At 65.1% G+C, this 24,002-nt stretch carries 23 protein-coding genes and 1 tRNA gene; 19 read left to right on the top strand and 5 right to left on the bottom strand.

Annotated features, from left to right (window positions below):
* The first annotated feature begins 213 nt into the window (after positions 1-213).
* The 8 genes from petA to hisA all read left to right on the top strand — a co-directional run bounded on the left by petA (position 214) and on the right by hisA (position 6,908).
* Positions 214-774, top strand: coding sequence for a ubiquinol-cytochrome c reductase iron-sulfur subunit (gene petA / locus ASF26_RS15600; protein WP_056255850.1), 561 nt, complete (start codon positions 214-216; stop codon positions 772-774).
* A gap of 97 nt (positions 775-871) precedes the next feature.
* Complete coding sequence (locus tag ASF26_RS15595) at positions 872-2,155, top strand: cytochrome b N-terminal domain-containing protein (RefSeq protein ID WP_056255668.1); 1,284 nt, start codon at positions 872-874, stop codon at positions 2,153-2,155.
* Positions 2,156-2,174: 19 nt separating this feature from the next.
* Positions 2,175-3,074 (top strand): cytochrome c1, encoded by a 900-nt coding sequence (locus ASF26_RS15590; RefSeq protein WP_056255848.1) that lies wholly within the window; start codon positions 2,175-2,177, stop codon positions 3,072-3,074.
* A gap of 110 nt (positions 3,075-3,184) precedes the next feature.
* Complete coding sequence (locus ASF26_RS15585) at positions 3,185-4,060, top strand: S-methyl-5'-thioadenosine phosphorylase (RefSeq protein WP_056255667.1); 876 nt, start codon at positions 3,185-3,187, stop codon at positions 4,058-4,060.
* A 300-nt stretch (positions 4,061-4,360) separates the two neighbouring features.
* Positions 4,361-4,948: an imidazoleglycerol-phosphate dehydratase HisB gene (gene hisB / locus ASF26_RS15580; protein ID WP_018042317.1), complete on the top strand. Its 588-nt coding sequence runs from the start codon at positions 4,361-4,363 to the stop codon at positions 4,946-4,948.
* 33 nt (positions 4,949-4,981) lie between these two features.
* On the top strand, positions 4,982-5,470 hold the full coding sequence (locus ASF26_RS15575) for a DUF2628 domain-containing protein (protein WP_056255666.1): 489 nt from the start codon (positions 4,982-4,984) through the stop codon (positions 5,468-5,470).
* Entirely contained in the window at positions 5,467-6,129 is a 663-nt protein-coding gene (hisH, locus tag ASF26_RS15570; protein WP_056255663.1) for an imidazole glycerol phosphate synthase subunit HisH, read from the top strand. Before ASF26_RS15575 ends, hisH begins: the two co-directional genes overlap by 4 nt.
* 41 nt (positions 6,130-6,170) lie before the next feature.
* Positions 6,171-6,908: a 1-(5-phosphoribosyl)-5-[(5-phosphoribosylamino)methylideneamino]imidazole-4-carboxamide isomerase gene (gene hisA, locus ASF26_RS15565; protein ID WP_056255847.1), complete on the top strand. Its 738-nt coding sequence runs from the start codon at positions 6,171-6,173 to the stop codon at positions 6,906-6,908.
* A 122-nt stretch (positions 6,909-7,030) separates the two neighbouring features.
* Here the strand turns inward: hisA and ASF26_RS15560 are convergent, their stop codons facing one another.
* Positions 7,031-7,528, bottom strand: a complete 498-nt coding sequence (locus tag ASF26_RS15560) for an outer membrane protein assembly factor BamE (protein WP_056255661.1) — start codon at positions 7,526-7,528, stop codon at positions 7,031-7,033.
* A 172-nt stretch (positions 7,529-7,700) separates the two neighbouring features.
* On the opposite strand from ASF26_RS15560, the gene ASF26_RS15555 reads away from it, so the two are divergent.
* From ASF26_RS15555 to ASF26_RS15505, 11 genes are all read left to right on the top strand, one after another.
* On the top strand, positions 7,701-8,255 hold the full coding sequence (locus tag ASF26_RS15555; RefSeq protein WP_056255845.1) for a ubiquinol-cytochrome C chaperone family protein: 555 nt from the start codon (positions 7,701-7,703) through the stop codon (positions 8,253-8,255).
* Position 8,256: 1 nt separating this feature from the next.
* A complete protein-coding gene (locus ASF26_RS15550) occupies positions 8,257-8,763 on the top strand; it encodes a DUF177 domain-containing protein (protein WP_056255660.1) in 507 nt (168 codons plus the stop codon).
* 239 nt (positions 8,764-9,002) lie between these two features.
* Positions 9,003-10,037, top strand: coding sequence for a phosphate acyltransferase PlsX (plsX, locus tag ASF26_RS15545; RefSeq protein ID WP_056255658.1), 1,035 nt, complete (start codon positions 9,003-9,005; stop codon positions 10,035-10,037).
* 27 nt (positions 10,038-10,064) lie between these two features.
* Entirely contained in the window at positions 10,065-11,042 is a 978-nt protein-coding gene (locus tag ASF26_RS15540; protein ID WP_056255656.1) for a beta-ketoacyl-ACP synthase III, read from the top strand.
* 129 nt (positions 11,043-11,171) lie between these two features.
* Entirely contained in the window at positions 11,172-11,492 is a 321-nt protein-coding gene (locus ASF26_RS15535; RefSeq protein WP_056255654.1) for an integration host factor subunit alpha, read from the top strand.
* Positions 11,493-11,578: 86 nt separating this feature from the next.
* Positions 11,579-12,073 (top strand): MerR family transcriptional regulator, encoded by a 495-nt coding sequence (locus tag ASF26_RS15530; RefSeq protein WP_156463016.1) that lies wholly within the window; start codon positions 11,579-11,581, stop codon positions 12,071-12,073.
* A 143-nt stretch (positions 12,074-12,216) separates the two neighbouring features.
* On the top strand, positions 12,217-12,666 hold the full coding sequence (locus ASF26_RS15525; RefSeq protein ID WP_056255650.1) for a hypothetical protein: 450 nt from the start codon (positions 12,217-12,219) through the stop codon (positions 12,664-12,666).
* A gap of 182 nt (positions 12,667-12,848) precedes the next feature.
* On the top strand, positions 12,849-14,801 hold the full coding sequence (locus ASF26_RS15520; protein WP_056255648.1) for a PrkA family serine protein kinase: 1,953 nt from the start codon (positions 12,849-12,851) through the stop codon (positions 14,799-14,801).
* A 224-nt stretch (positions 14,802-15,025) separates the two neighbouring features.
* Positions 15,026-16,327, top strand: coding sequence for a YeaH/YhbH family protein (locus tag ASF26_RS15515; RefSeq protein ID WP_056255646.1), 1,302 nt, complete (start codon positions 15,026-15,028; stop codon positions 16,325-16,327).
* A gap of 126 nt (positions 16,328-16,453) precedes the next feature.
* Complete coding sequence (locus ASF26_RS15510) at positions 16,454-18,028, top strand: SpoVR family protein (RefSeq protein WP_056145860.1); 1,575 nt, start codon at positions 16,454-16,456, stop codon at positions 18,026-18,028.
* Positions 18,029-18,140: 112 nt separating this feature from the next.
* Positions 18,141-18,395 (top strand): PilZ domain-containing protein, encoded by a 255-nt coding sequence (locus ASF26_RS15505; protein ID WP_056255644.1) that lies wholly within the window; start codon positions 18,141-18,143, stop codon positions 18,393-18,395.
* Between the two features lie 139 nt (positions 18,396-18,534).
* On the opposite strand, the gene ASF26_RS15500 is transcribed toward ASF26_RS15505, so the two are convergent.
* The 4 genes from ASF26_RS15500 to ASF26_RS15485 all read right to left on the bottom strand — a co-directional run bounded on the left by ASF26_RS15500 (position 18,535) and on the right by ASF26_RS15485 (position 23,731).
* Positions 18,535-18,611 (bottom strand) — tRNA-Pro (locus ASF26_RS15500).
* A 195-nt stretch (positions 18,612-18,806) separates the two neighbouring features.
* Positions 18,807-22,016, bottom strand: coding sequence for a multidrug efflux RND transporter permease subunit (locus tag ASF26_RS15495; RefSeq protein ID WP_056255642.1), 3,210 nt, complete (start codon positions 22,014-22,016; stop codon positions 18,807-18,809).
* A gap of 141 nt (positions 22,017-22,157) precedes the next feature.
* Positions 22,158-23,306 carry an efflux RND transporter periplasmic adaptor subunit gene (locus ASF26_RS15490; protein ID WP_056255640.1) on the bottom strand — a complete coding sequence of 383 codons (1,149 nt, stop codon included), beginning with the start codon at positions 23,304-23,306 and terminating at the stop codon, positions 22,158-22,160.
* A 101-nt stretch (positions 23,307-23,407) separates the two neighbouring features.
* Positions 23,408-23,731 (bottom strand): rhodanese-like domain-containing protein, encoded by a 324-nt coding sequence (locus tag ASF26_RS15485; protein WP_056255638.1) that lies wholly within the window; start codon positions 23,729-23,731, stop codon positions 23,408-23,410.
* Between the last annotated feature and the right edge of the window lie 271 nt (positions 23,732-24,002).

The following is a 24,002-nucleotide window of genomic DNA, read 5'->3' as shown; positions in this document are numbered from 1 at the left end:
TCTGGACAAATTCGCATCTGGCGTGCCAGACAACCCTGCCTCAGAAGGCTCGTCTCGGGTGACGCCCGGTCGCATTGCACCGCCCGGTACAATCGTGTCTGCGTCTGCGCTGCGTGCTTCTTTCGAGCGCCTCTAATTGTCGGCGAACGGAAGCGGCGCGTCCTCGATCCGCGGGCGGCCCGAGCCGGCGCCATCCTGACCGGAGTGTCCATCTTGGCGAACACCCCTCCCACACCAGGTCCCGACGGCTCCCGCCGCGACTTCCTGTTCCTGGCTACCGGTGCGGGCCTCGCCGTGGGCGCCGGTGCGTTGGCCTGGCCCTTCGTGGCGTCGATGGCGCCCGACGCGGAAGTGATCGCGGCCGGTGCCCCCCTCGAAGTGGATCTCACGCCGATCCAGGAGGGCCAGATCGTCAACGTGTTCTGGCGTGGCAAGCTGATCTTCGTACGGAACCGTTCCGAGAAGGAGATCAAGGAATCCGAGGCCGTGAAGCTCAGCGAGCTCATGGACCCTCAGCCCGATTCCGCCCGTGTGAAGGAAGGCCACGCCAAGTGGCTCGTGGTCTACGGCAACTGTACCCATCTCGGCTGCGTCCCGATCGGGCATCAGGGCCAGTACGAAGGCTGGTCCTGCCCCTGCCACGGCTCGCTCTACGACACGTCCGGCCGCGTACGCCGTGGACCGGCGCCGACCAACCTGCCGGTTCCCCCCTACGCGTTCCTGAACGACACCAAGATCCGGATCGGCGAAGACGGCGGCAAGGCCGTCGCCTGATCTCGGGACCATCGCCCATGGGCGGTGAGGGAGGGGGTCCGACGCGCGAGGGCACGCGACGGATCAGAGCGAAACAGACTTCGAAGCGGGTAACCACATGAGCGGTCACGCCACCTACGTCCCCAAGAGTCGGATCGCCAAGTGGTTCGAATCGCGGCTGCCCATCGTCGGGCTGGTCCATTCGTCGTTCGTCTCGTTCCCCGTCCCACGAAACCTGAACTATTTCTGGACCTTCGGTGCGATCCTGATCGCGATGCTGATGTCGCAGATCGTCACCGGCATCTGGCTGGCGATGCATTACGACCCCTCCGCCGGCAACGCGTTCAACTCCGTCGAGCACATCATGCGCGACGTGAACTACGGCTGGCTCCTTCGCTACATGCACGCCAATGGCGCCTCGATGTTCTTCGTGGCGGTCTACATACACATGTTCCGCGCTCTCTATTATGGGTCGTACAAGGCGCCGCGCGAGGTGCTCTACATCCTGGGCGTGATCATCTACCTCCTGATGATGGCCACCGCCTTCCTCGGCTACACCCTGCCATGGGGCCAGATGAGCTTCTGGGGCGCCACCGTCATCACCAACATCCTGGCCGCGATCCCGATCGTCGGCGACACGATCCAGAGCCTGCTCTGGGGCGGCTATTCCGTCGGCAATCCGACGATCAACCGCTTCTTCTCGCTGCACTACCTGCTGCCCTTCATGATCCTCGGCGTCGTGGTGCTCCACGTCTGGGCACTGCACGTCACCGGTCAGAACAACCCGACCGGCATTCCGATTAAGACCGGCAAGGACGCGGTGCCGTTCACGCCCTACGCGACGATCAAGGACGTGTTCGCCACGGTCGTGTTCTTCGTCTTCTTCGCCTACTGGATCTTCTACCAGCCGAACTACCTCGGCCACGCGGACAATTACATTCCCGCCAACGCCTCGGTCACGCCGGCCCACATCGTGCCGGAATGGTACTTCCTGCCCTTCTACGCGATCCTTCGCGCGGTTCCGGACAAGCTCGGCGGCGTCATCCTGATGTTCAGCGCCGTCATCATCCTCGCCTTCGCGCCCTGGCTCGATACGTCCCGCGTCCGCTCGTCGAACTACCGCCCGATCTACCGTCAGTTCTTCTGGCTGTTCGTCGCGGTGACCGTCTTGCTCGGCTGGCTCGGCTCCAAGCCCCCGGAGGGCGGCTACGTCATCGCCTCGCAGATCTGCACCGCCTACTACTTCGCGCATTTCCTCATCGTGATGCCGCTGGTGGGATTGTTCGAGACGCCGACGGCCATGCCGGGATCGATCCTGGAGAGCGTGACCGGACCACATCCGCAATATGGCGGTTCGGGCATGCCAGCCGGTGCGGCCGCCGCACCATCGTCGAAGGGTTGAGGTGCGGATCGTGAAAAGCATGAACACAGCGCGCATCCTCGCCGTCACGCTCGTCGCGACACTTCTCGGCTCGGCTTCGGTCAGCGCCGAGGACAGTCACTCCACGCCGAAACCGCCGCGGGAGAAGTGGAGCTTCGCCGGAATCTTCGGCAAGTTCGATGAGGCTCAATTGCAGCGCGGCTTCCAGGTCTATCGCGAGGTCTGCTCCAACTGTCACAGCATGAGCCTCGTGAAGTTCCGCAACCTCGCCGAGAAGGGCGGGCCGGGCTTCACCGCCGGTCAGGTGAAGGCGCTGGCCGCCGAGTACAAGATCAAGGACGGCCCCAACGACGCGGGTGATATGTTCGAGCGGCCCGGCCGCCCGGCCGACGCTTTCCCGTCGCCCTTTCCGAACGAGAAGGCTGCCGCTGCCGCCAATGGTGGCAAGGCCCCGCCGGATTTCTCGGTGTTGGCCAAGGCCCGCACCTACGAGCGTGGTTTCCCGTATTTCATCTTCGATGCGATGCCCTTTATCGGCTATTCGGAGCAGGGCGTGGACTACATCCACGCGCTCCTGAACGGCTATGAGGACGCGCCCAAGGGAATGGATGTCCCGGCTGGCACGAACTACAACAAGTACTATCCCGGCCACCTCATCGCGATGGCCAAGCCCCTCAGCGACGGCCAGGTGACTTACGCCAAGGGCGCCGAGGGCAATTCCGTCGTTCCCGAGACGGTGGAACAATATTCCCACGACGTGGCGGCGTTCATGTCCTGGGCTGCCGAGCCGCATATGGAGGCGCGCAAGGCCCTCGGCTTCCGCGTGATCCTGTTCCTGCTCATTCTGTCGGGCCTTCTCTACTACGTGAAGAAGAAGGTCTGGGCGGATGTCGGCGGCGAGGTCCACGGCCTGCAGCCGGAGCTTCACAAGACGAGCTGAGCCCCTTAAAGGCGGATCACGACGAACGGGCTCGCTGTCGCGGGCCCGTTTTCGTTTCCACCATGACGGCGCGCCCGACGCGCCATCGCGACGACGACAGGAGATTCGGCATGACCGCAGCAGTGCTCGGCGTGATGGGCGGATCCGGTGTCTACGATCTGCCGGGCCTCGAAGACATTCGCGAGGAGGCGATCAACTCTCCCTGGGGAGAGCCCTCCGATTCGCTGCGGATCGGCCGGATCGGCGCGACCAAGGTCGTGTTTCTGACGCGTCACGGACGCGGCCACCGCCTTTCTCCGTCCGGTATCAACTACCGCGCCAATATCGACGTCATGAAACGGGCCGGCGTTACCGACCTCGTGTCGATCTCCGCCTGTGGGTCGTTCAGGAGCGAGCTGCATCCGGGCCTGTTCGTCCTCGTCGACCAGTTCGTCGACCGCACCCATGGCCGGGAATCTTCTTTCTTCGGCAATGGGTGCGTCGCCCACGTGCCCTTCGCCCACCCCGTCGGGCCGGCCCTCCAGGCTCGCATCGCCACAGCGGCCGCGGCCGAGGATCTGCCGATCCATCGCGGCGGCACGTATGTCTGCATGGAAGGCCCACAATTCTCGTCCTTCGCCGAGTCCCGCACCTACAAGGGTCTGGGCTACGACGTGATCGGCATGACCAACATGCCGGAGGCCAAGCTCGCCCGTGAGGCGGAGATCACCTTCGCTACCATCGCCATGGTGACGGATTTCGATTGCTGGCATCCGGGCCATGCCGATGTCGACGTGGCCTCCGTCGTCGCCGTCGCCCGCGCGAATGCGGACAAGGCCGCCCGCCTCGTCTCGCGGATCGCCCGCGATTTCCCCACGGAGCGGGAGGAATGCCCCGCCGGCTCGCATCGCGCCCTCGACGGCGCGATCATGACGGCTCCGTCCCACCGCGATCCCGACTTGCTGGCCAAGCTCGACGCGGTGGCGGGCCGGGTCCTCGCCGCCTGACCATGCAGGCATGCGATGGCAAGGCCTTCCCACGAGAAGGCATTTGCCTCTAAGCAGGGTTCGCAGAAACGGTCCCCGGTTCTGCGATGAAAACCTGCGACCTATCAAGGAGCGAAGCAGCGTGAAGCGTTGGCGTGCCAACTCAAACCTGCTTAGAGCGTTGATCCCGATATCCCATCCGGATCGATGATCCGGTGTACGCGTTCGGCATCGAGCCGGCACGTTGCATCGATCATCCCCGCCGATGCTTCCGAAGACGGCCCTTTACGTGACGGTCAAACCATGAGCGACCCTTCGACGATGCGTTCCGCGAGCATCAGCCGCCGCACGGCGGAGACCGACGTCCATGTGTCCATCGGCCTCGATGGAACCGGCAAAGCGGCGATTTCGACGGGGGTCGGGTTCTTCGACCATATGCTGGAGCTCTTCGCCCGGCACGGGCTGTTCGACGTGGAGGCCAAGGTCACCGGCGACCTCCATGTGGATCACCACCATACCGTGGAGGATACCGGCATCGCCCTCGGCCAGGCCTTTGCCCAGGCACTGGGCGACAAGCGGGGCATCGCCCGCTACGCCGACATCCACCTGCCCATGGACGAAGCGCTGACACGGGTCTCCATCGACATTTCCGGGCGGCCGTTCCTCGTCTTCCGCACCGCGTTCAAGGCGGAGAAGATCGGGCAGTTCGACACCGAACTGGTGCGCGAGTGGTTCCAGGCCTTCGCCATGAATGCCGGGATCACCCTTCACGTCGAGACCTTGTACGGCGACAATGCTCACCATATCGCGGAGAGCTGCTTCAAGGGCTTGGCCCGCGCCTTGCGGAAAGCCGTTGCGGTCGATCCGCGCGAGGAAGGTCGCATCCCCTCGACGAAGGGTTCTCTGTAGGGCTTTCACGGGCGGGAAGAGGCGGACACACGCATGCGCACCTACACGTTCCATCTGCCATCGGACGCCATCGCTGGCGAATCCCACGGCCTAGAGAGTGCCGTCCTGGTTCCGGACGGCTTCTCGCTCCGGGCGTTCGTCTTCGGTCCGCTGTGGTTCTTCTTCCATCGGCTCTGGCTGGCCGGTCTCGGTGTGCTGGCCCTGCTCGCGACAGCCGGTTTGGCCGGCCGTTTCCTAGGGCTCGGCACCTTCGCGGGCTTCCTCATCACCATTCTCCTCCTCCTTCTGGTGGGGATGGAGGCATCCAGCCTGCGCCGCTGGACCTATGCCCGGCGTGGTCGTCCCACCCGTGACGCCATCGTCGCTCATTCCGCCGAAGAGGCTGAGATCAAGGCCGTGAACCGCTGGCTGATGGCTTCCCCCGTGGTCCGCCCGGGTCCGAGCGCCTATCCTGGGGCCTCTGTGCGTCCGGTCGATACCGCCCTCGGTATGTTCCCCTTCGCCGAACCCCGTCGTTCATGATGTCCGAGACCGTCGCGATCATCGATTACGGGTCGGGGAACCTACATTCGGCCGCCAAGGCGTTCGAGCGCGCCGCCCGCGAAGCGGGACTGAGCGCGACCCGCATCGTCGTCACCAGCGATCCCGACACGGTGTCGTCCGCAGACCGCGTGGTGCTGCCCGGCGTCGGCGCCTATGCCGATTGCCGCAAAGGCCTCGATTCCGTCGACGGCATGGTCGAGGCGATGACGCATGCGGCGCATGACCGGGGCCGCCCGTTCCTCGGCATATGCGTCGGCATGCAGCTCCTCGCCAGCCGGGGTCTCGAATACGAGATCACGCCGGGGCTCGGCTGGATCGCCGGCGACGTCCAGCCGATCCGCCCGTCCGACCCCGACCTCAAAATCCCGCATATGGGGTGGAACACTCTGCGGCCCGAGCGCCCGCACGCGCTTCTCGACGGCATCCCCACGGGGGAAGATGGGCTGCACGCCTATTTCGTCCACAGCTATGCCCTCGATCCGGTGGACCGGACGGATGTGGTCGCCGAGAGCGAGTATGGCGGACCGGTCACCGCCCTCGTGGCCCGGGACAACGTCGCCGGGACCCAGTTCCACCCCGAGAAGAGCCAGCATCTCGGTCTGGCATTGCTCGCGAACTTCCTGCGTTGGCGCCCGTAACGGCCCATCGGCTCATCGACATTCAGAAAGCGACATCCACAGTGATCCTGTTTCCGGCGATCGATCTCAAGGAAGGGCGTTGCGTTCGCCTCGTCCAGGGGGACATGGCACAGGCCATCGTCTTCAGCGACGATCCGGCCGCCCAGGCGAGCGTGTTCGAGGAGCAGGGCTTCTCGTGGCTTCACGTGGTCGATCTCGACGGCGCCTTTGCCGGCGCGCCGATGAACGCCTCCGCCGTCGATGCCATTCTCGCCCGCACGAACCTTCCGGTCCAACTCGGCGGCGGCATCCGCGAGATGCGCACCGTCGAGGCCTGGATCGAGAAGGGCGTGAGCCGGGTCATCATCGGCACTGCCGCCGTGCGTGACCCGGCCTTCGTGCGCGAGGCCGCGCGCCTGTACCCGGGCAAGATCGCCGTCGGCGTCGATGCCAAGGACGGCCGCGTGGCGGTGGAAGGCTGGGCCAAGACCTCGAGCACCACGGCCGAGGAACTGGGGCGCCGGTTCGAGGATGCGGGCGTCGCCGCCATCATCTACACCGATATCGCCCGCGACGGCATCCTCAAGGGCCTCAATATCGAGATGACCCTCGCCCTCGCCGAGGCCGTGACGATCCCGGTCATCGCCTCAGGCGGCCTGGCCTCCATCGAGGACGTCCATCGTCTGCTGGAGCCGGATTGCGCGATGCTGGCCGGCGCGATCACCGGGCGGGCGCTCTATGACGGCCGCATCGACCCGCGCGAGGCCCTGGCCGCCATCGCCCGCAAGGCGGCCGGGTAGGCTTTCGTCGTGCCACCGTCGCAATAGACGTGAAAAAAGCCGCGCGTCCCATGGGGCGCGCGGCTTTTTCGTTTCCCGCGGAGGGCGGCGCCAGAGGCCGCTCTCGTCAGAGGCCGCTCTTATCAAAGGCCGCTCTTGGCACCCGGCACGATGCTCGTGCCCGAGCCACTGCCGAACGGCTCGTACTTGGTGAGACCGCGGAACAGCTGGCCGAGGAAGGCGCGATCCGCGCCGCTGGTCGGCGTGGTGCGCTCGATGAAGTCGAACACCTTGCCGTCCTGCAGGCCGTAGAGGGCGATACGCTCCACCTTGAAGCCGGCGTTGAAATAAATGGTGGTGACCTTCTGGTCCTCCACCTGCTCCCCGAGGAACAGCACCGTGCGGCGCGAGTTCTGGGTGATGTAGTACCACGTCTTGTTGCCGACGGTGGACACCGTGGAGGGCGTACCGAGGATCTGGAGCACCTGCTCGGCGCTCATGCCCGGCTTCACCGTGGCGAGAGCGGCTTGATCGATCTGGTATCCGTGCCGGAGATCCTCACCGATGCAGCCGGAGATTCCAACGCCGACAAGGCCGATGACGGCGAGACGGCTGATCGACGAGACGAAACGGCGCGACATCAGCCACCCTTGATCCGTAGAGACAACACGACGCGTGAGCGTCATAGCCGGTGCCGATCTCCACCTGGACGTTCCGGTGGAGCTTGCGCCCTGGCTGTCGGTTGCCGTACCGCGAGGTTATGGTTTTGACAAGGCAAGCTCGGCCACACCCCTCCCGCCTCCGGTGGACGGCATGATTTCGCGATTCTTCAAGCGAAGTTCCGCGCGCGCCAGCGTCGTCGAGGCGTTGCATCTGCGGATCAACGAAGCCTCGCGGGTGCCGGCCCTCTATACCCATCTCGGCGTCCCCGACACCGTGGAGGGCCGTTTCGAGTGCCTGACGCTCCACGTCATCCTGGTGCTGCGGCGGATGAATCAGTTACCGCAGCCTGCGGCGGACATCGCCCAGGATCTGGTCAACGCGGTCTTCCTCCAGCTGGATTCCTCGCTGCGCGAACTCGGTGTCGGCGATTTCGGCGTGCCCAAGCGCATGAAGAAACTGGGTGCGGCCTTCTACGGACGCGCGGCGGGTTACGACGGCGCCCTTGATGCGAGGGACGAAGACGGCCTGAAGGCCGCCCTGGCGCGCAACGTCATCGGCACCGAGATGCCCGAGGCGGGTGCCGGCCTCGCGCGCTACGTGCTGAGAAGCGTCGACCTGCTCGATGGACGCGACCTCGATCACCTCATATCGCACGGGCCGGGCTTCCCATCCCCGCTGAACCTCAACCAATCGGGAGATATCTGACATGACGGCAAAGTCGGCGGCTTCGCCCTTGTCGCGGCCCTTCCGGGTCGACCGCCTGCCCAGGGACAGGGCGGGAATCGTCATCAAGGCGACACCGGAGGAGGAGGCGGCCCTGGCGGCGGATTTCCGAATCCCGGCCATCCGCGACCTGGTGGGCCAGTTGCAATGGAGCGGGACGTCCGCGCATCTCGTCATCACCGGCACGGTCTCGGCCGTCGTCACGCAGGTCTGCACGATCAGCCTGGAGCCGTTCGAGGCGGAGGTTTCCGAGCCCGTCGAGATCGTGTTCAGCGATCGCGAGCCAGAGAAGGATGCCGGCGACGAGGAGGCCGATATTCCCGATCCGATCGTCAACGGTACGATCGACCTCGGACAGGTCACCGCCGAATTCCTGGCGCTCGGCCTCGATCCCTATCCGCGCAAGCCCGGCATCGCCTTCGAGCCGGTGGCCGAGGAGCGGGAATCGCCGCTGGCCATCCTCAAGACGCTGAAGCACGACGACGCTTGAGTCCCGGCCCCGGCAACGGATTTGCGGGGTGACGGAGCACGGGTCGAACCACGGATTCCGCAAAAGCTGAGATTTCGTTTGCCCGCCGGGCTCGAACCGCTATTTTCCGCCGCGCCGAGGAGGGGTCCGCCCATGCGGGTCCAGGCCTCTCGTCGATCCCGTCTCGCCGAAGGGCGTTCCGTCGATCCTTCGCTCGAGAAGGGTCTGTCCATCCTGAAAGAGGCCTCCGGCCGAACCTCATGTCCCAAAGAGTGTGCATCTCGCTCGACGCCATGGGCGGCGATCACGGTCCCACGACCGTGGTGCCGGGCGCCGCCATCGCGCGCGAGCGCCATCCCGAGATGACTTTCCTGATGTTCGGGGACGAGGCCATTCTCGCCCCGCTGGTGGCGGCCGAACCGCGCCTGAAGGGGGCGGTGGAGATCAGGCACACCACCGTGGCGATCTCCATGGACGAGAAGCCGAGTCAGGCCGTGCGCTCGGGGCGCGGCAAGTCCTCGATGTGGCGCGCGATCCAGGCGGTCAAGGACGGGGAAGCCGATGCGGCCGTCTCCGCCGGTAATACCGGCGCGCTCATGGCGATGTCGAAGATCTGCCTGAAGACCTTGGCGGGCATCGAGCGGCCGGCGATCGCCTGCCTCTGGCCTACCGTGCGCGGCGAGAGCGTCGTTCTTGATGTGGGGGCGACCATCGGCACCGATGCGGAGCATCTCGTGGAGATGGCGCTGATGGGCGCCGCCATGGCCCGGATCGTGTTCGATCTGGATAAGCCGACGGTGGGCCTGCTCAATGTCGGGACCGAGGAGATGAAGGGCAACGAGGCGGTGAAGGAAGCCGCCCGGCGCCTGCGCGAAAGCGATCTGCCGAACCTGACCTATCACGGCTTCGTGGAAGGCAACGATCTCGGCAAGGGCACCGTGGACGTGGTGGTCACCGAAGGCTTCACCGGCAATATCGCGCTGAAGACCGCGGAGGGCACGGCCAAGCAGATCGGCAGCTACCTGCGCGCGGCCATGAGCCGGACCCTCTCGGCCAAGATCGGCTACTTCTTCGCCCGGCAGGCCTTCAAGGCACTGCGCGACAAGATGAACCCGAGCCGGGCCAATGGTGGCGTGTTCCTCGGCCTCGAGGGCATCGTCATCAAGAGCCACGGCTCGGAAGACGCCCATGGTTTCGCGGCCGCCGTCGACCTCGCGCACGATATGGCGCGTCACGACCTGATGCGGACCATTCGCGACATGCTCGAACTCACGCCCATGGCCGCCTCCGCATGAGGTGGTCGATGCCGGATCGGATCTGACATGGCGGTTACACGCTCCGTAGTGGTGGGAACGGGCTCGGCCCTGCCCGCACGTCTCGTGACGAACGACGAGTTGACGAAGACCGTCGACACGTCCGACGAATGGATCGTGCAGCGCACGGGCATCCGCCAGCGCTATCTGGCGGGTGCCGGCGAAACCACGTCGACCTTGGGGATCGCTGCCGCCAAGGCAGCCCTGGACGATGCGGGGCTCGGGCCGGAGGATATCGACCTCGTCCTCTGCGCCACCTCGACTCCGGACCACACGTTCCCCTCGGTGGCGACCCAGATCCAGGCGGGGCTGGGCATCCGCGCCGGCTTCGCCTTCGACATCCAGGCGGTCTGTGCGGGCTTCGTCTACGGGGTTTCCACCGCCGACAAGTTCATCGCGAGCGGAAGCGTGCGGCGCGCCCTCGTCGTCGGTGCCGAGACCTTCTCGCGCATCCTCGACTGGGAGGACCGCACGACCTGCGTGCTGTTCGGCGATGGGGCAGGAGCGATCGTCCTCGAAGCCCAGGACGGGGAGGGGACGAGCGAGGATCGCGGCGTGCTCACGAGCCATCTGCGTTCCGACGGACGGCACCGCGAGAAGCTTTATGTCGATGGCGGACCCGGCTCCACCGGTACGACCGGTCATCTGCGGATGGAGGGCAAGGAGGTCTTCCGCTTCGCCGTGGGCTCCGTGACGGATGTGATCGCCGACGCTTTCGCGGCTACGGGGACGAGCGCCGACGACCTGACATGGTTCGTGCCGCATCAGGCGAACCGTCGCATCATCGAGGCCTCCGCCGACAAGCTCGGTATAGACCGCAGCAAGGTCGTCCTCACCGTCGACCGGCACGGCAACACCTCGGCGGCGTCCATCCCGCTCGCCCTGGATGCGGCCCGCAAGGATGGTCGGATCAAGCGCCGCGACCTCGTCATGATCGAGGCCATCGGCGGCGGTTTCACCTGGGGTGCCGCCCTGATCCGCTGGTAGGACGCGTCAGGGTTCACCGCCTCGGCAAAGCTTCGGATCGCGAGCGCGGTTGACCGCGGGTCAAACGCAGATTAGCGTGTCCGATCATAGAGATACGTTAGAAAATACGAATCGTTTGGGGAATGACGCATGGCAGGGAAGACGGTCACACGCGCCGATCTGAGCGAGGCCGTCTATCAGCAGGTCGGGCTGTCGCGGACGGAATCGGCAGCGCTCGTCGAAACCGTGCTGTCCGAGATCTGCACCTGCCTCGCATCAGGTGAAACGGTGAAGCTGTCGTCGTTCGGGTCCTTCGTCGTTCGCGGCAAGGGGCGGCGCGTGGGCCGCAACCCGAAGACCGGCGTCGAAGTGGCCATCGAGCCGCGCCAGGTCATGGTGTTCAAGCCGTCCAACGTGCTCAAGTCCCGGATCAACGGCGTCAACGGCGTTGTGGAACAAGACGACGATTGAGGTCTTCCATGTCGCTGGCAGTCAAGGTTCCTGCCGATAAGGCACAGGGCGGGGACAGCTCCTTCGGGGGGAGCATTCCCGGCTCCATGGACAATCGTGACACTGTGGAAAAACGCCCGGGGGCATTTCGCACGATCAGCGAAGTGGCCGACGAGCTCGACGTGCCGCAGCACGTTCTCCGGTTCTGGGAGACGAAGTTCGCCCAGGTCAGGCCGGTGAAGCGCGCGGGTGGTCGGCGCTATTACCGGCCGGAAGACGTGGACTTGATCAGGGGCATCCGGCGCCTGCTCCATGAGCAGGGCTACACCATTCGTGGTGCTCAGCGCGTCCTGAAGGAGAACGGCATCCGCTTCGTCCAGTCGGTTGGGCGCGGCGAGGCCGAGGTGGCGGCCCCAACCCAGCGGGATCTGGACACCGGGGAATACGAGGCCGACGATGAGGTCACTCCCGGCGCGGCAAGCGAAGAGGATCGGTTCGGTGACGACCGGCTGGCCCTGCAGGCCGTCCTCGACGACCTCCATGCATGCCGCGAGGCGTTGCGGACCCTGAGCGACCCGTCGGATCTCGTGATCCGCTCCTGACAGGACGATCGCGCGGCTTGAGTGTCGAAGGAAACGCCTCGATACCCTCGACGGCGGGCTCCCCCCTTCCCACATGCAGCGGGCCACGGCGGTCACACACACGTCAGCCCGTAAGGTCGCCAGGCATCACCGGAGACCGCCCGATGTACGCCGCCAAATCGAATGCCTTTCTCGCAGCCGGCCTGTTTCTCGCGCTCGCCAGCGCCCCGGCCATGGCCCAGGACACGGCGACCCGCACCGAGACCGCGGCCCCCGGAAAGAGCGTCCGCATCCTCATCGCCTCGAACCTGAAGGACGATTGCAAGCCGGGCTCGATGCCGGAGATCCGCATCAGCACCTCGCCCAAGAACGGCTCACTCATCACCAAGACCGGCAGCGTCACCACCCCGTCGAGCCACAAATGCCCCAACAAGAAGACCGCCGCCACGGGCGTCTTCTATCAGAGCAAGGACGGCTTCACCGGCACGGACGAGGTCGTGGTCGAGGTCAAGAAAGCCGACGGGAAAACCAGCACCCAGACCATCACCATCACCGTCGGCGGCTCGGCCGTGAAGGGCGGGGACGACACGAAGAAGGGCGCCACGGACCTGTGAGCCGGCCCTGAGCCCCTTCGACATCACGGGCCCGGCGGCTGCGATTCTCACCGCCGGGCACCGTACTGTGGCAAGCTTCCCACGCTCGATTGCTGTCGCGACCGCACTGCGACAAAACTGGGCCTGTCAGTTGCATCCGAGCCGAGACAGGATGAAGCTGCGTCAGTCGTGAAGGGATCGGGATGCCAATGCCATCGACGAACGACCTGTTCCAGAGCTTTGCCCGCGGTTACGAGGCCCGCCGCGATACGGAGATGAGCCTTTCCGAGTTCATGGAGGCGTGCCGGGACGAGCCCCTCATGTATGCCACCGCGGCCGAGCGTATCCTCGACGCGATCGGCAAGCCGGAATTCGTGGACACCGCCAAGGACGCCCGTCTCGGCCGGGTGTTCATGAACCGGACGATCCGGGTTTATCCCGCCTTCTCCGAGTTCTACGGCATGGAGGAGACGATCGAGCGGATCGTCTCGTTCTTCCGCCACGCGGCTCAGGGCTTGGAGGAGCGCAAGCAGATCCTCTACCTCCTCGGCCCCGTCGGCGGCGGCAAGTCGTCCCTCGCCGAACGCCTCAAGGCCCTGATGGAGGTCCACCCCATCTACGTCCTGAAGGCCGGCAACGAGGTCTCGCCGGTCTTCGAGAGCCCCCTCGGATTGTTCGACCCCGAGGTGATGGGCGCCGAGATCCAGGAACGCTACGGCATTCCGCGCCGTCGCCTCACCGGCCTGATGAGCCCCTGGGCCTTGAAGCGTCTCGACGAGTTCAACGGCGACATCTCGCAGTTCAAGGTGATCAAGGTCCGGCCCTCGCGCCTGCGCCAGATCGGCATCGCCAAGACCGAGCCCGGCGACGAGAACAACCAGGACATCTCGTCCCTCGTCGGCAAGGTCGACATCCGCCGCCTCGAGACCCTGTCCCAGGCGGATCCGGACGCCTACTCCTATTCCGGCGGCCTCAACCGGGCGAACCAGGGCGTCCTCGAATTCGTCGAGATGTTCAAGGCGCCGATCAAGATGCTCCACCCCCTGCTCACGGCGACGCAGGAGGGCAATTACGTCGGCACCGAGAACATCGGCGCGATCCCGTTCACCGGCATCATTCTGGCGCACTCGAACGAATCCGAGTGGCAGACCTTCAAGACCAATAAGAACAACGAAGCGTTCATCGACCGTATCTACGTCATCAAGGTGCCCTACTGCTTGCGGGTGACCGAAGAGCAGCGGATCTACGAGAAGCTGGTCTCGGGCTCCGAACTCGCGGACGCGGCCTGCGCCCCCGGCACGCTCGAAATGCTGGCGCGCTTCTCCGTGCTCTCCCGCCTGCGCGAGCACGCCAATTCCAACGCGTTCTCGAAGATGCGCGTCTATGACGGCGAGTCCCTGCGCGAGGTCGATCCCCGCGCCCGCTCGATGCAGGAATACAAGGACGCCGCCGGCGTCGACGAGGGGATGGACGGTATCTCCACCCGCTTCGCCTTCAAGGTGATGGCGGCCACGTTCAACCACGACACGACGGAAGTCTCGGCCGACCCCGTCCATCTCATGTACACGCTGGAACAGTCCCTGCGCCGCGAGCAGCTGCCGCCGGAGACCGAGAAGCGCTATATCGAGTTCATCAAGACCGAACTCGCGCCGCGCTATGCCGAGTTCATCGGCCATGAGATCCAGAAGGCCTATCTCGAATCCTATCACGATTACGGCCAGAACCTGTTCGACCGTTACATCGACTACGCCGATGCCTGGATCGAGGATCAGGACTTCAAGGATTCCGAGACCGGGCAGCTCCTCAACCGTGAACTCCTGAACCAGGAGCTCACCAAGATCGAGAAGCCGGCCGGCATCGCCAACCCGAAGGATTTCCGCAACGAGGTCGTCAAGTTCGCCCTTCGCTCGCGGGCTCAGCATGGCGGGCGCAACCCGTCCTGGACGTCCTACGAGAAACTGCGCGAGGTGATCGAGCGGCGGATGTTCAGCCAAGTGGAGGAACTGCTTCCGGTCATCTCCTTTGGTTCCAAGAAGGACGGCGAGACGGAGAAGAAGCACGGTGAGTTCGTCGATCGCATGATCGCGCGAGGCTATACCGAGCGGCAAGTTCGCCGTCTGGTGGAATGGTACATGCGGGTGAAGCAGGCGGGTTAGGACGGCGACACGTCCGGTCGCGGGCTAAGCAGGTTCGCGTTGGCAAGCCAACGCTTCGCCCTGCTCAGCTCTTTGATGTGTCGCAGGTTTTGATCGCAGAACCGGGGCCACTTCTGCGAAACCTGCTGAGGGCCGGCGGGCATTGCGGTGCCTGCCGGACACGACCGTCGAACCTGCCAGGGTCTCAGGGGCCAGGGTCTTGAGGGCGAGGACGAAAGCACCGGATGCACATCGTTGACCGTCGGTTGAATCCCGGAGGCAAGAGCCTTCCAAATCGCCAGCGCTTCCTGCGCCGGGTCAAGGACATGGCCCAGCGCGCCGTGCGCGAATCCGCTCGCGAGAAGGATATCAAGGATCTCGGCAAGGACGGGCGCGTCACGGTTCCCGGAGACGGCGTGCGCGAGCCCCGCTTCAGCCGCCAATCCGGCACCGGCCTGCAGGACTACATCCTGCCCGGCAACAAGACCTATGTGGAAGGGGACCGTATCGAGCGCCCGCAGGGCGGCGGCGGGGGCAAGGGCTCCGGCCAGGGCGGGGAGGGCTCCGAGAACAGCGAGGATGCGTTCCACTTCGTGCTGACGCGGGAGGAGTTCCTCGAACTGTTCCTCGAAGACCTCGAACTGCCGGATCTGGCCAAGCGCCGCCTCTCGATCGTGGAGACCGAAGGCCTGCGGCGCGCCGGCTACACAGTGTCAGGCTCGCCCGCCAACCTCGCGCTCACCCGCACCCTGCGCAATTCCATGTCGCGGCGCATCGCGCTCAAACGCCCAAAGCCGGAGGAGATCGCGGAACTCGAAGGCCGCATCGCCGAGGCCGATCTCGGCGACCCCCGCCTCCCCGACATGAGGCTCGCCCTGGAGGCCCTGCGCGAACGCACCAGGCGAATTCCCTATGTCGATCCGATCGACCTGCGCTATCGCCGCTTCGAGCCCTATCCGCGCCCCATCGCCCAGGCGGTGATGTTCTGCCTCATGGACGTGTCGGGCTCGATGACCGAGCACATGAAGGATCTCGCCAAGCGCTTCTACATCCTGCTCCACATCTTCCTGACGCGGCGCTACCGGCACGTGGAGATCGTCTTCATTCGCCACACCGACAAGGCGACGGAGGTGGACGAGGAGACGTTCTTCGGCTCGCGCGAGACGGGCGGCACCCTGGTGTCGTCGGCGCTGGTGGAGATGAAGCGCGTCATCACCGAGCGCTACGACCCCAACGACTGGAACATTTACGCGGCCCAGGCCTCGGACGGGGACAATGTGTCGAGCGATGGCCCGACCTCCACCGAACTCCTGCGCGCCCATATCCTGCCCGCCTGCCAGCACTTCGCCTATCTCGAAGTCGGCGACGAGAACGGCCCCCGCGCCGGCTTCGTCGAGCACCGCACCACCCTGTGGCGCACCTACGAGGCTCTGGCCAAATCCGGCGGCGCCATCGCCATGCGCAAGGTCAACCATCGCCGCGACATCTACCCGGTCTTCCGCGAATTGTTCGGGCGCAAGGACGCGCGCGCCGAAGCGGAGGCTTGACGCTCCGGCATCGGCCCGAAGCCGGGGAGCCGGTTTTGGGACGAGTTGGCACGATGAGGTGAACCCTTCCTCCCGCGCGCGAGGGGGAGGGGAGGAGAGCCGGAACGCTCGGAGAGAAGGACGACGATGGTCACGAACCTCCATTTCCCCGCATCGCCGACGATGTCGGGCGGCCAGACACCTCTGTTTTCCGGCAACGACTGGGATTTCGACACGATCCGCCGCATCCACGATGCCTGCGAAAAGATCGCTGGCGAGGAACTCGGCCTGTCCTGGTATCCGAACCAGATCGAGATCATCACGGCGGAGCAGATGCTCGACGCCTATGCCTCCATCGGCATGCCGCTATTCTACAAGCACTGGTCGTTCGGGAAGCACTTCGCGCAGCACGAGGCCGGCTATCGCCGCGGGATGATGGGCCTCGCCTACGAGATCGTCATCAACTCGGATCCGTGCATCTCCTACATCATGGAGGAGAACACGGCGACGATGCAGACCCTGGTGATCGCGCACGCCGCCTTCGGTCACAACCATTTCTTCAAGAACAACTACCTGTTCAAGCAATGGACCGATGCCGAGGGCATCCTCGATTACCTCGATTTCGCCAAGGGTTTCATCACCCGCTGCGAGGAACGCTACGGTCATCAGGCGGTGGAGCAGGTGCTCGACGCCGCCCACGCCCTGATGAGTCAGGGCGTCCACCGCTATCCGCGCAAGAAGCGGCCGGACCTCGCCTCGGAGCAGCGGCGCGAACGCGAGCGGGCCGAGCATGGCGAGCAGATCTACAACGACCTGTGGCGCACCCTGCCGCAGAAGAGTGCGGGACTCCGGCCGGACGCCGCCCTGGAGCGGCGCAAAGCCCTGCTCGAACTGCCCCAGGAGAACCTGCTCTACTTCCTCGAAAAGGCAGCCCCGCGCCTGCGTCCGTGGCAGCGCGAGATCCTGCGGATCGTCCGCCTTGTGGCGCAGTATTTCTATCCCCAGCGCCAGACCAAGGTGATGAACGAGGGCTGCGCCACCTATTGCCACTACCGGATCATGAACTCGCTCTCGGAGAAGGGGCTGATCGGCGAGGCGGCCTATCTCGAATTCCTGCAGTCGCACACCAATGTCGTTCGCCAGCCGAACTACAACGAGCGCGGCTATGGCGGGCACAATCCCTATGCCATCGGCTTCGCCATGATGCAGGACATCGCCCGCATCGTGGAGCAACCGACGCAGGAGGATCGCGAATGGTTCCCCGAGATCGCCGGCACGGGCGATGCCATGGCGACCCTGCGCGACATCTGGGCGAACTACCGCGACGAGAGCTTCATCGCCCAGTTCCTCAGCCCCAAGCTCATGCGCGACATGCGGCTCTTCCACGTGGTGGACAATCCCGACGAGGCGGAGTTGCGCGTGGAGGCGATCCATGACGAGCGCGGCTATCGGAAGCTGCGCCGCTCATTCGCGAGGCAGTACGACGTCGCCTGGCTCGATCCCGATATCGAGGTGGTCGACGTCGATCTGGAAGGCGATCGCCGCCTCATCGTCCACCACAAGGCGCTGAACCGGATCACGCTTCAGGCGGAGGATGCCCGCCACGTCCTGCAGCATCTGGCCGATCTCTGGGGCTACGACGCGGTGCTCATGGAGATCGATCCGGCCACGGATTCGATCCTGGCGGAACATCACGCGGCAGCGCGGCCGATCTTCTTCTGAAGCCGCGGATATGCCGATTCGAAGCCCGATCCGTTGCATTTGACGGATCTCGCTCCCGGTTCTTTCGCAGACCCCTGACCATTCTCGGGATAACGGAAGATGCGAGGTGGTCATGAATGAACGTCGGATCGATGAGCGGCGGCGTAAGGACGAGGCCGGCCTCATCGCCATAGACGAACACACGACGCTTCCCTGCATCATCTACGATATCTCCGCCTCCGGCGTTCGGCTCATCCTTCCGGAAACAGCCCTGGTCCCCGACACCTTCATCCTGCATTCGGCGTGTATCGAAGGCATCGAGGTCTGCCGCGTCGTCTGGCGGAGCGACGAGACCATCGGCGCGACCTTCAGCAGGACGGCGGCCTGACGCACGCCGCGGAGCGGGACGGTCGCCGACTGCACCGAGGTCAGCCCGGAAAAACGAAAAAGGCCGGGGACAGCGCGCCCCGGCCTTGAACGTCAGAGCGGAGGACATCTGCTGATATGCCGATGTCACCGCGTTTTAATGGTCGGAGTAGCAGGACTTGAACCTGCGACCCCCTGTCCCCCAGACAGGTGCGCTACCGGGCTGCGCTATACTCCGTCAAGAACCGCTCTGAACTCGTCGATCACGTAGGATGCCGCTCCGGTTACCGGTCCTGAGACCGATGCGCTGACCGGGCCGCGCTACGCTTCGACGCCCCGTGAAGGGCTGAGGGGTCTTAGCTTCACGGTCCCCCATGTGCAACCCCTTTTCCGTGGCTCCGGCGCGGACATCTCGCGCCGGAGCCTGTCGTCGTCACGCGTGCGTCGGCGTCGCGTGGGGATCGTGCTTGTCGGGTGTGCCGCCATGCGGATCCTTGCCGCGCTTCTTGGCGAACCAGATCAGGATGTTGCGGATCGCCACGTAGAAGACCGGGGTCAGGAACAGGCCGAAGAAGGTCGCGCCGATCATGCCGAAACAGACCGCGGTGCCCAGGGCCTGACGCATCTCCGCGCCGGGACCGGTGGCGATGACGAGGGGCACCGTACCGAGGATGAAGGCGAAGGCCGTCATCAGGATGGGGCGCAGGCGAAGGCGACAGGCTTCCACAGCGGCGGCGACCGGCCCCTTCCTCTCCGTCTCTTCGAGCTGGTGAGCGAACTCCACGATCAGGATCGCGTTCTTCGCCGCCAGACCGATGAGCACGATCAGTCCGATCTGGGTCAGGATGTTGTTGTCCTGCCCCCTGAACTGGACCGCGCCCAGGGCCGAGAGCACGCCCGTCGGGACGACGAGGATGATCGCCAGCGGCAGCGCCCAGGATTCGTACTGCGCCGCCAGCACCAGGAAGACGAGGAGCACGCCGAGACCGAAGACGTAGATCGCAGTGTTGCCCGTCGCCTTCTGCTGGAAGGCGATCTCGGTCCAATCGTAGGCGTAGCCCTCCGGCAGGGACTGGGCGATCTTCTCCATCGCCGTGAGCGCCTGGCCGGTCGACACGCCGGGCTTGGCATCGCCCTGGATCGGCACCGAATAGAACAGGTTGAACCGCTGCACGATCTGCGGCCCGCTGATCTCGCGGATCGAGGCCAGTGTCCCCATGGGCACCAGAGCGCCGGTGGAGGAACGGACCTTGAGCTGCTCGATGTCGCGCTTCTCCAGGCGGAAGGCGGCATCGGCCTGCGCGCGCACCTGGTAGATGCGGCCGAACGTGTTGAAGTCGTTGATGTATGCGCCGCCGAGATTGGTCTGAAGGGTGGCGAAGACCGAAGCCAGCGGCACGTTCAGCATCCGCGCCATCGTGCGATCGATGTCGATGAAGAGCTGAGGCGTGTCGTTGCCGAAGGTCGTGAACACCCGCTGGACGTCGCTGCTCTGGTTCGCCTGACCGAGGATCTCGTTCGTGGCGGCCAGCAGCGGAGCGATGGCGGAGCTTTGGCGGTTCTCGATCTGCATCTTGAAGCCACCGCCGGTGCCGAGGCCGCGGACCGGTGGTGGTGGGATGAACAGGACGCGGGCCTCCTGGATCGAGGCGGTGGCCTTGAACACATCGCCGGTGATCGCAGCCGCCGTTCTGCCCGTCGTAGCGCGCTCCTTTGCCCCCTTCAGGACCAGGAACATCACGGCGCCGTTCGTGGTGTTGGTGAAGGTCGCCCCGTCGAAGCCCGAGATGATGACAGCATCGGCGACGCCATCGACCTTTAGGGCCATGTCGGCGGCCCGCCGCACAACGGCGGTGGTGCGCTCCAAGGCCGAGCCTGCCGGCAGCTGCACGACGCCGATGAGGTAACCCTGGTCCTGCTGCGGGATGAAGCCCGTGGGCGTCGTCGTGGCCACATGCAGCGTGCCGGCGATGATCGCGGCGTAGACCACCATCATGCCGAGCAGGCCGATCATGCGGCCAGTCAGGAATTGGATCGTGGCGGCGTAGCCATGCGACAGCTTGTCGAAGCCCCGATTGAACAAGTCGGCGAGCCAGGCGACGAACCGGGTCAGGAAGAACTTCGGCTTGGCGTGTTCGTGGTGGGGCTTGAGCAGCAGCTTGCAGAGCGCCGGTGACAGCGTCAGCGAGTTGAACATCGAGATGATGGTCGATGCCGCAATGGTGAGCGCGAACTGCTTGTAGAACTGCCCCGAGATGCCGGGGATGAAGGCGGTGGGGATGAACACCGCCGACAGGACGAGGGCGATGGCCAGCACCGCGCCGCCCACCTCGTCCATGGTCTTGTGCGCGGCGTCTCCGGGCGAGAGCCCCTCCGCCATGTTCCGCTCGACATTCTCCACCACCACGATCGCGTCGTCGACGACGATGCCGATGGCGAGAACGAGTCCGAACAGGGTGAGATTGTTGATGGAGAAGCCGAAGGCTTCCATCGCCGCGAAGGTGCCGATCAGCGAGACCGGGATCGCGATCACCGGGATCAGCGCCGTGCGCCAGCTCTGCAGAAAGACGATGACCACGATGACCACGAGGGCCACGGCTTCGAACAGGGTCTTGTAGACCTCGTGGACCGATTCCTCGATGAACTCCGTGGGGTTGTACGCGATCCGGTACTGGACCCCTGGTGGGAAGCTCTTCTTGATCGTCTCCATCGTCGCCCGCACCTGTGTGGCGGCTTCGAGGGCGTTGGTGCCCGGACGCTGGAACACGCCGACGCCGACGGCGGGGGTCCCGTTCAGGAAGGACTGCGTGGTGTAGTCCTTCTGGCCCATCTCGGTGCGGGCGATATCCTTCACCCGCACGAGGCGGCCGTCGCTGGCCTTGACGATGACCTCGGTGAACTCTTCCGGGGTTTGGAAGCGACCCTGGGACTGAACGACGAGCTGGAAGGCATTGTCCTTCGGCGCCGGCGGGGCGCCGAGGGCGCCCGAGGCGACCTGGACGTTCTGCTCTTGCAGGGCCGATATGACATCGGTGGTCGAGAGCCCGTAGGCGGACAGCTTGTTCGGATCGAGCCAGATACGGAGAGCGTATTCACTACCGCCGAACACCGTGATGTCGCCGACGCCATCAAGGCGCAGCAGCTCGTCGCGAATACGCAGGTAGATGTAGTTCGAAAGGTAGTTCTGGTCGTAGGTGTTGTCCGGGGACAGCAGGTGCACGACCATCATCAGATCGGGCGATGACTTGCGCACGGTGACGCCGAGGTTGCGCACGTCGGGCGGCAGGCGCGGCTGTGCCACCGAGAGACGGTTCTGCACCAGCACGTTGGCGATATCGAGGTTGGTGCCGACCTTGAAGGTAACGGTCAGCTGCATGTTGCCGTCGTTGGTCGACAACGACGTCATGTAGAGCATGTTGTCGACGCCGTTCACCTCCTGCTCGATCGGCGTCGCGATCGTCGCCGCCACCGTTTCGGCGTTGGCGCCCGGATAGGAGGCGCGCACGACGACAGTCGGCGGAACGATTTCCGGATATTGCGCGACGGGCAGCGACTCGTAGGAGACGTAGCCGAGGATCAGGAAGATGATCGACGTCACCGACGCGAAGATCGGCCGATCTACGAAGAAGTGGGCAAAGCGCATCGGTCAAACCTCTCGCCACATAGGCGCCCTGGGCCACCTCTGCGGGAATGTTTCTTCGTTCGCCGTCACGGACCCGCCGGATGTCACGCCCCTGAAACGGAAGGCGGAAACCGGCGGGTCCGGTCTAGAATGGGTTGTGCGTCAGCTGCGGCTCGGCGGCAGCGTGCTCGCCTCGGCCGTCACCTTGGCGCCTGGGCGGACGCGGGACAGGCCGTTGACGACGACGTTCTCGTCGCCTTTCAGGCCTTCGCGGATCACCCGGTAACCATCGACCTTCGGCCCGAGCTTCACGTCGCGGGTGCTCACCGAGCCATCGTCGGCGACGATGTAGACGATGCGCTTGTCCTGGTTCGCAGAGATGGCCTCGTCGGGGAGGAGGATGCCCTGGAAGGGCTTCGTCGCCGGGAGCGAGACGATGCCGAACAGGCCCGGCTTGATGAAGCCGTCCGGGTTCTCGACGGTGGCGCGCAGCAGCACCGTACCGGTGGCGTTGTCGACGCGGTTGTCCACGAAGTCGAGGGTGCCCTTGCGGGTCGGCTTGGTCTCGTTGGTCAGGGCGATCAGGATCGGAACGCCCTTGCCCTTCTGGGTCTGGCCCATGCCGATGCCGAGGCTGCCCTGGTACTTCAGGAAAGAGCGCTCATCCACGGTGAAGCCGAAATAGATGGGATCCAGGGAGACGATGGTCGTCAGCTGGGTCTGGTCGGTGATGACGATGTTGCCCTCGGTGACGAGGCGCTGGCTGATACGGCCCGAGATCGGCGCGCGGACTTCGGTGAAGTCGTAATTGAGCTGCGCCTGGCGCAACTGCGCATCGGCGCTGTCCACATTGGCCTGCGCAGTCTGCGAGGCCTGGCGGCGCTGGTCCGTCACCTGCTCGGAGATGTTGCCGGAACGGCTCAGGGTCTGAGCGCGTTCGAGGTCGGTCTGGGAGAAGGTCAGTCCGGCCTGGGCGGAGGTGAGGGCGGCTTTGGCCTGGTCGAGGGCGGCCTTGTAGGGGCGACGGTCGATGACGAAGAGTAAGTCGCCCTTCTTCACCGTGGCGCCGTCCACGAAATTGACCTTCTCGAGGTAGCCTGTGACCCGCGCTCGGACGTCGACGATCTCAACGGGATCGAACCGGCCCGTATAGACATCGGTCTCGACGATCTCGCGCACCACCGGCTTGGCCGTGGTCACCTTCGGAGGCGGACCGCCGGGCGCCTGGGCGGAAACCGGAGAGGCGAAGGACAGAAAGACGGCGGACAGGAGGATCGCGGACGACCATCCGGATAGCGGACGCTTGATCATGTTGCTTTTCCCTGCGCCCTGCGAGCTAAAGGCACCGTTCCCGTGATGTCGTGCGCTGCCGCACATAGCCCGTGGAGCTATGGGATTGAGACGTGGAATGTTCAGGATTCGACTGTTTCCCCGGCAAGATACCAGTCCTTGAACCCACCGACGTAATGCTCCTCCACCGGGATCCCGGCGGATTGGGCAGCGGCCAGAGCGTGGACCGAACGGACACCGGCCGCGCAGGAGAAGACCGGCCGACGCCCGTCCTCGGCGATCAGAGCCGACAAGGTGCGCGTGTCGAAGGTCGACAGGGGGTGGGGGACGGAACCCGGAATGTGCCCCGCCGCATATTCGTGAGGCTCCCGCACGTCGATGAGCAGGATCGAGCGATCGTCGAGTCCCCGCTTGATCGTCTCCCGGTCGAGATCGACAACCTTCATGCGCTTGGCCCTCGCTTCGTCGCCACACGGTGCGTCGTGGCGAATGTTCTTATGCGTCAGGCGTCATCACGGCAAATCCTCGGCCGGGCAAATGCCATCGCGAGCGTTCGGCAATACGAGCCGGAGGAGGTTCGGCGCGAGAGAGCGAAGCCGTTCGACCGGGACGGATAGGCGCGATGACCACCGCCACCTCCCGCCGCATCTGTTCGAGGTCCTCGTTGCGTCGAGCACCTGCGCGACCGCGTCGCCGGCACCCCGAGCGTGGTCGCGC

The organism is Methylobacterium sp. Leaf93 (assembly GCF_001422345.1).
GTDB classification, from domain to species: Bacteria; Pseudomonadota; Alphaproteobacteria; order Rhizobiales; family Beijerinckiaceae; genus Methylobacterium; species Methylobacterium bullatum.
Note: the sequence above shows the minus strand (reverse complement) of the source record. Positions and strands in the feature narration are given on the sequence as shown.

What these genes read in the sequence shown, in the direction of transcription:
- ASF26_RS15595 (WP_056255668.1), top strand. Translation starts at nt 872, where the DNA reads ATGAGCGGTCACGCCACCTACGTCCCCAAGAGTCGGATCGCCAAGTGG.
- ASF26_RS15590 (WP_056255848.1), top strand. Translation starts at nt 2,175, where the DNA reads ATGAACACAGCGCGCATCCTCGCCGTCACGCTCGTCGCGACACTTCTC.
- ASF26_RS15585 (WP_056255667.1), top strand. Translation starts at nt 3,185, where the DNA reads ATGACCGCAGCAGTGCTCGGCGTGATGGGCGGATCCGGTGTCTACGAT.
- hisB (WP_018042317.1), top strand. Translation starts at nt 4,361, where the DNA reads ATGCGTTCCGCGAGCATCAGCCGCCGCACGGCGGAGACCGACGTCCAT.
- ASF26_RS15575 (WP_056255666.1), top strand. Translation starts at nt 4,982, where the DNA reads ATGCGCACCTACACGTTCCATCTGCCATCGGACGCCATCGCTGGCGAA.
- hisH (WP_056255663.1), top strand. Translation starts at nt 5,467, where the DNA reads ATGATGTCCGAGACCGTCGCGATCATCGATTACGGGTCGGGGAACCTA.
- ASF26_RS15560 (WP_056255661.1), bottom strand. Translation starts at nt 7,528, where the DNA reads ATGTCGCGCCGTTTCGTCTCGTCGATCAGCCGTCTCGCCGTCATCGGC.
- ASF26_RS15555 (WP_056255845.1), top strand. Translation starts at nt 7,701, where the DNA reads ATGATTTCGCGATTCTTCAAGCGAAGTTCCGCGCGCGCCAGCGTCGTC.
- ASF26_RS15550 (WP_056255660.1), top strand. Translation starts at nt 8,257, where the DNA reads ATGACGGCAAAGTCGGCGGCTTCGCCCTTGTCGCGGCCCTTCCGGGTC.
- plsX (WP_056255658.1), top strand. Translation starts at nt 9,003, where the DNA reads ATGTCCCAAAGAGTGTGCATCTCGCTCGACGCCATGGGCGGCGATCAC.
- ASF26_RS15540 (WP_056255656.1), top strand. Translation starts at nt 10,065, where the DNA reads ATGGCGGTTACACGCTCCGTAGTGGTGGGAACGGGCTCGGCCCTGCCC.
- ASF26_RS15535 (WP_056255654.1), top strand. Translation starts at nt 11,172, where the DNA reads ATGGCAGGGAAGACGGTCACACGCGCCGATCTGAGCGAGGCCGTCTAT.
- ASF26_RS15530 (WP_156463016.1), top strand. Translation starts at nt 11,579, where the DNA reads ATGGACAATCGTGACACTGTGGAAAAACGCCCGGGGGCATTTCGCACG.
- ASF26_RS15525 (WP_056255650.1), top strand. Translation starts at nt 12,217, where the DNA reads ATGTACGCCGCCAAATCGAATGCCTTTCTCGCAGCCGGCCTGTTTCTC.
- ASF26_RS15520 (WP_056255648.1), top strand. Translation starts at nt 12,849, where the DNA reads ATGCCAATGCCATCGACGAACGACCTGTTCCAGAGCTTTGCCCGCGGT.
- ASF26_RS15515 (WP_056255646.1), top strand. Translation starts at nt 15,026, where the DNA reads ATGCACATCGTTGACCGTCGGTTGAATCCCGGAGGCAAGAGCCTTCCA.
- ASF26_RS15510 (WP_056145860.1), top strand. Translation starts at nt 16,454, where the DNA reads ATGGTCACGAACCTCCATTTCCCCGCATCGCCGACGATGTCGGGCGGC.
- ASF26_RS15505 (WP_056255644.1), top strand. Translation starts at nt 18,141, where the DNA reads ATGAATGAACGTCGGATCGATGAGCGGCGGCGTAAGGACGAGGCCGGC.
- ASF26_RS15495 (WP_056255642.1), bottom strand. Translation starts at nt 22,016, where the DNA reads ATGCGCTTTGCCCACTTCTTCGTAGATCGGCCGATCTTCGCGTCGGTG.
- ASF26_RS15490 (WP_056255640.1), bottom strand. Translation starts at nt 23,306, where the DNA reads ATGATCAAGCGTCCGCTATCCGGATGGTCGTCCGCGATCCTCCTGTCC.
- ASF26_RS15485 (WP_056255638.1), bottom strand. Translation starts at nt 23,731, where the DNA reads ATGAAGGTTGTCGATCTCGACCGGGAGACGATCAAGCGGGGACTCGAC.